The organism is Primorskyibacter sedentarius, from assembly GCF_004342065.1.
Taxonomy (GTDB): Bacteria; Pseudomonadota; Alphaproteobacteria; order Rhodobacterales; family Rhodobacteraceae; genus Primorskyibacter; species Primorskyibacter sedentarius.
In genome coordinates, this window is the sequence record NZ_SLZU01000055.1 from 1 (window position 1) to 5,162 (window position 5,162).

A 5,162-nucleotide genomic window follows, 5' to 3' on the forward strand; every position below is an offset into this window, starting at 1 on the left:
CGATCACAAAATCAACCGGCTCGACGAATTGCTTCCTTGGAATTGGACACCAGCACCGCCCGAAGATTGCAAGGCGGCCTAAACCGGGCGGTTACCCTGCATAGCAAGTCCTTTTTGATCTGATTTGTGCATTTGTCAGAAGCAGTCGTGTGTCCGGCCTGTTTGCGCGGCTTTGGCCGCTGGCCCTGATGGGTTCCGCAAACCAGGTCCCTTACGGCTTAGCGGGCTATGATGCCCGGGACATTCGGCGGGGTGTTCTGGTTTTGGCGGCTGACTTTTGCACCATCATTTCGCAGGTCTTGCTAACTCGTGGTTCTTTCTCCTCAGATCAGATGTGGCTTGTAGGGTACGTCGCGGGTGAGGACGGCCCAAACGATCCTAGCCGTCTTGTTGGCCATAGCAACTGTAGCCAGGCGAGCAGGTTTTCGTTCGAGTAGCGACGTCAGCCATTTGCTGGCGCGCTCCGGATGTGATCGGGTTTGTCGGACCAGTGAGGTCATGCCGACTACAAGCAACGACCGCAGATACTGGTCGCCCATCTTTGTGATCTTCCCCAGCTTTTCTTTGCCGCCGCTGGATTTATTTGCGGGCGTCAAGCCAAGCCACGCCGCAAATTCGCGGCCATTTCTGAACTGATGCCCGTCGCCAATGCTGGCGATAATCGCGGAAGCTGTTACCGCCCCTACGCCTGGTATCGTGCAAAGAAGGCGAACACGCGCGTCCTCTTTTGCAACTTGCTTCAGGCGTTCTTCGTACCAGCGAACCCGCTGATGCAAAGCCATGAGCTGTTCTGCTAGGTTACGGATCACCTCGTTGGCGATGTCTGGCAAGTCGAGCACTTCACCAAGGGTGATATCCTCAGCAAACCCAATCACACGGGCTAGCCCTCTGGGGATGTAGACGCCAAACTCGGCGACCAGACCACGCAAACCGTTGATCAATTGCGTCCTTTGGCGAACCAGAAGATCGCGCGCCCGATGCAGGGACAGCAGTGATTGCTGCTCAACTGTTTTGATCGCGACAAACCGCATGGTCGGTCGGGTCACAGCCTCGCAGATCGCCTCGGCATCAATGGCATCAGACTTTCCGCGTTTAACATATGGCTTCACATACATTGGCGGGATCAGACGCACGTCGTGGCCCAAGGCGCTAAGTTCACGAGCCCAATGGTGCGCTGTGCTGCAGGACTCCATGCCAATCAAGCAGGGTTCTAACTTCGCGAAGAATGGCAAAACTTGTGCGCGGCGTAGCGGTTTGTTGAAGACGACACTTTCATCTTCGGCAATTCCGTGAACCTGGAAAACGTTCTTCGCCAGATCAACGCCGATTGTGGTAACTTCCATGGGGTGGCTCCTCTCATAAGCAGATGTTGACACCTGCACTATTGCGCATCGCGACGCCGGTTGGAGCAGGAGCCATCCACCCCATCGGCTTCGAAAGCATCACACTGATTTCACGTACATGGGACTAGAGGTGGTGTATCTGTAAAAGCCTGGCTAGATCGCAATTTGTGTCGATCATCTGTCAGGGCATATAGCCTTGAGGGGATCGGAACCAAACGCAGAAATTCCTACAACCTCACAGTGTTCTGGAGCCAGATAGGCGATACCTAGTTCATAGAGACTAAGGCTCTGGAGAGGGGCGCCTACAAGTGGCTCAAGGCTTGTGACAAATGGAGCATGAGATAGTTTAAAGTGTTTAAGTGCCATCCCTCTCAGAGGCCCAAGGTCGTCGAGCAGTCCTGCATCACTAATGGTCAAATTTTCCAGTGGCATGCCTTCTAGCGGTTCGAGGCTAGTGACTTTTTCGGCCCCGAAAATAATTAGAGACCTGAGCTTCATGCCGGTCAACGGCTCCAGACTCGCAATTCTCTCTGCGCTCGTAATTCGTAGTTTAGTTAAAGGTAGGCCTGTCAACCCGTTAAGCGTAGAAATCGAATTATTCAGGCTAATATCCAGTTCCTCAATACTTAGCCCAGATAGTGCATCAACCGAAGTGACATATTCGTTGTTGGAAAGGCTTAGTTCGAGTATTCTTAAATTTCGAAGCGTGGAGATAGGCTCAATACTCTCAAAGTGACTGCTATATCTGATAGCTAGGTTCTCCAAGGGCAGCCCAGAAAGCGCCTCAATGTTTTTAGTTCCCGGGCTGTTCATTTCCAGAATTTGGAGAGGCATCGATGATAAAAAATCGAGATTAGGTGGAGAAAACCTGCTGCAATCTGGTCGGTAAATATAGAGTGCTTTTAATTCTAGATTGGATAACGACTCAAGGCTCGTCAACTCTTCACCACACAAATTAATCTTAAGTGATCTGATATTGAGGTGGCCAGATGCCCGCTTAACCTCAAGGAGATCTTCATCACTTATTTCACTCTCTAATTGACTGAAGCTCAGACCATCCTCAAAATCTGGCTCTCTCACAAATCCAAGAGCTAAGATCGAACTAATTGCTTGTCGTTCCTTCCACTGTGCCCAAGCCGGAAGAGCGACCGCCATCGCTGAGATCCAGCCAACGAGTGTAACAGCAACTATAGGTGTGGCATAGCGGGTCAAAAACGATGTGCGCAGGCGACCGCTAATACGGGCAATGAGAAAGGCCAGAAAGTCATGGCTGATCTCCCATTTACTCCCAGCTAGAGGGCGAACTAGGCCGTCCTCTTGGAGATCTGTAAGCGTCGCTTTAACGTAGAAATCAGCGATACCGGTAGTTTCGACGAGTGAATTCTCAGCGATTGCCTGTTTAGTTCCTTCGCTAGTGATCATGGCGGCGAGAACAGTCTTGGCGAAGTCCCTTGACGGACCTCTCGCAATGCAACGCTTGAGATAGGTTTCTATCAAACTGCCGGGATCATCTTCAAGTTCGGAACCTTCCTGATCTAACACATATCCGACCATGTTAAGCGTAATTGGGCGATAGAGACCCCGGGCATTTTCAATCCGGTCAAGTCCAGCGAACAGGCGGTCGTAATCCTTGGCGTCAAGTGTTTTGCGCCCGCCTTCGAGAAAAATCTGGGCTTCGGTTCTAGTAAATGGCGGAAGCTCAAATCCGGTGTCTCCGGGTACATATCTCGGTAAGTCGTATTTGAAGAGAAGCGCACGGTAGTCTTCCCGGAAGACATGGATGATCCGTATGCCTGGTATAGGGTTTTGTGTAAGACGGTCGAGGAAGTCTGAGTAGACCTCTTTCTCTTCGCCACCTTTAAGAATTAAGAATTCCTCGAATTGGTCGAGGGCGATTAGGAGTGGTTCAGCTTCTGCGCGAGCGATTTCGTCGCTGATTAGACGCAAAAGATCTTCGGCTTCGGCGTCCTTTGGAGGAGCTTGACGATAGAGCCTCTCGGCTGACCGAAGTGAGTCGGTGAGGGCTTCCATCGGCTCACCCATCCCGCGAACAATAAGTGTGCGCCAACCGAGATCCTTCAGCGTCGGGACAATTCCAGCATTGACCAAGGAGGATTTGCCTGACCCCGAAGCTCCGGAAAGGTAGAGAATATTCTTGTTTGCACGCAATAACCATCCAAGCGCTTTTTCAAGCGCGCCATCGGGACGAACGTAGCATTCGCGGTCGTTTTCATCGTAGGGCGCGAGGCGGAAGTGGCCGGGTTTATTACTGCCCCCGTTGTCGAGCAATCGAGTGAGCCGACGTTCTCGAAGCCCTCTCAGGAACGTAGGTAGGATCGAGAAGATCAAGATAACGATAAGCGGGCCACCAAACAGAGCATAGAGCAGCAGAGGAAGTTCTGAGTGAAACTGTGCGATTTCATCATTCCAAAGCCTATAGCTAAGCATGATGGCGGAAAGGTAACCGACGATAAGAAACACTGCGGTTGTGGCCTGACCCATTAATGTGCCGAACCAGCTCTGCCGAATGACTTCTCCTGCCTTTGACGTCAGCGCGGAAGAAAGAACTTTATCTGTTATGTCGCTCACGTGTCAGTTGATCCAATAAATCTCTTTTTCTACGCTAGGGTATACCGTTAAAAACACTCAATCAGTATCATCCGAACATGTTTCGTCGTCTTTGTATAGAAGATGGAGGATCGCGTTCAGATCGCAAATTAGTGTTGATGTGCGGTTATGGGGCTCTTGACGGCGTCTTCGCTAGTGCATTTTCTGGCTCGCATTGAAGGCGCTGTACATAGTAAATCCTATCGGCTGAGCCGCATTTCCCAAACACAGACATTGAACCAAAGATCTTGAACGGCAGTTTTGTCCGCGCCGTACCAGTTCGAGCACTGCGCAGCGAACGGTTGCGCTTCCCGAAGTTGCCACTCCTGAACCGCGCGGCGAAGGATTAGGAAGGGCACATCTTGTCAAGTCGAATTTCTCGCTGCACATGCTCGCAGCACGGAGATGTCTGCGGCATCATGAATCACGCTATTGAAGTGCAGCGGAAAGACCGATCATTCACACGACCTACAGCGAGGATGAGATGGTCAAGGATCAGGTCGCAATCAATGTCGTCATTGAAAACAAGCTGCGTGGATGCGATTTGGTTAGGCTTGCATTGACCCATCTGCGCCGAACCAAAGCGGCGGAGGTCTATCGGAAAACCAGAAGCCTACGCGCAATGCAACAGCCACTCGATCACGCGAAGGTCGATCGCACAGTGAGTTACCTTGGCGTTGAACTGGAAGATGCTGTAAGTGTAGCGAAGCGGATCGATATCTAAACACCATTGGCGGGCGACCCATGCCGTTCGCCAATTAGGACCAAACTTCGACCTCCTGACAGCAAATTCCAACTTCGATTGCAGCTTGTGAATTAGACTTTCTTGCCGCGTGCGCACAGCTTCCTAGGTTCAGGTTTGGCGAACAACGAGGTGCCGCTTTTCGATAATGAGGTGCGGCCAATTACCTTGGACCCTACGGGCAAAACGAAGCCGCCTATTCGACGTCCAGAAAGGCGCGCGCCTGCTGGCTGGTCTCGAAGATATGGGTTCGGGCTTCGGGAAAGACCTTGCCCAATTTCATGCGCATGAAAGCAGAGCCGGGATAGCGCGAGACGGCTCCATAGAATTGCGCGGTCAGCTCGGTGACCATGCGCGCCCAGTCGGCCTCCAGCGTGTCAACGGCGGAGCAAAACCCGGCCAGTGTGGCGGAGCAAAAGTCGGCCACATGGGCGAGCGCCTTGGAGCGTGAGGCCATCATGTAGCCAGCA

3 protein-coding genes and 1 pseudogene are annotated in these 5,162 nt (G+C 52.0%); 1 reads left to right on the plus strand and 3 read right to left on the minus strand.

Annotated elements, in window-relative coordinates; genetic code table 11:
- Positions 1–323: 323 nt before the first annotated feature.
- On the minus strand, positions 324–1,343 hold the full coding sequence (locus tag EDD52_RS23180) for an IS110 family RNA-guided transposase (RefSeq protein ID WP_132248978.1): 1,020 nt from the start codon (positions 1,341–1,343) through the stop codon (positions 324–326).
- A 174-nt stretch (positions 1,344–1,517) separates the two neighbouring features.
- A complete protein-coding gene (locus EDD52_RS23185; protein WP_132248979.1) occupies positions 1,518–3,932 on the minus strand; it encodes an nSTAND1 domain-containing NTPase in 2,415 nt (804 codons plus the stop codon).
- Between the two features lie 580 nt (positions 3,933–4,512).
- On the opposite strand from EDD52_RS23185, the pseudogene EDD52_RS23190 reads away from it, so the two are divergent.
- Positions 4,513–4,674, plus strand: a pseudogene (locus EDD52_RS23190) (integrase); the annotation flags it as partial.
- 214 nt (positions 4,675–4,888) lie between these two features.
- Here the strand turns inward: EDD52_RS23190 and EDD52_RS23195 are convergent.
- On the minus strand, positions 4,889–5,162 hold a 274-nt coding region (locus EDD52_RS23195; protein WP_207906087.1), incomplete at its 5' end, for a hypothetical protein.

Bases quoted from the DNA above. Each gene is read 5' to 3' on its own strand.
- EDD52_RS23180 (WP_132248978.1), bottom strand. From the start codon at position 1,343: ATGGAAGTTACCACAATCGGCGTTGATCTGGCGAAGAACGTTTTCCAG.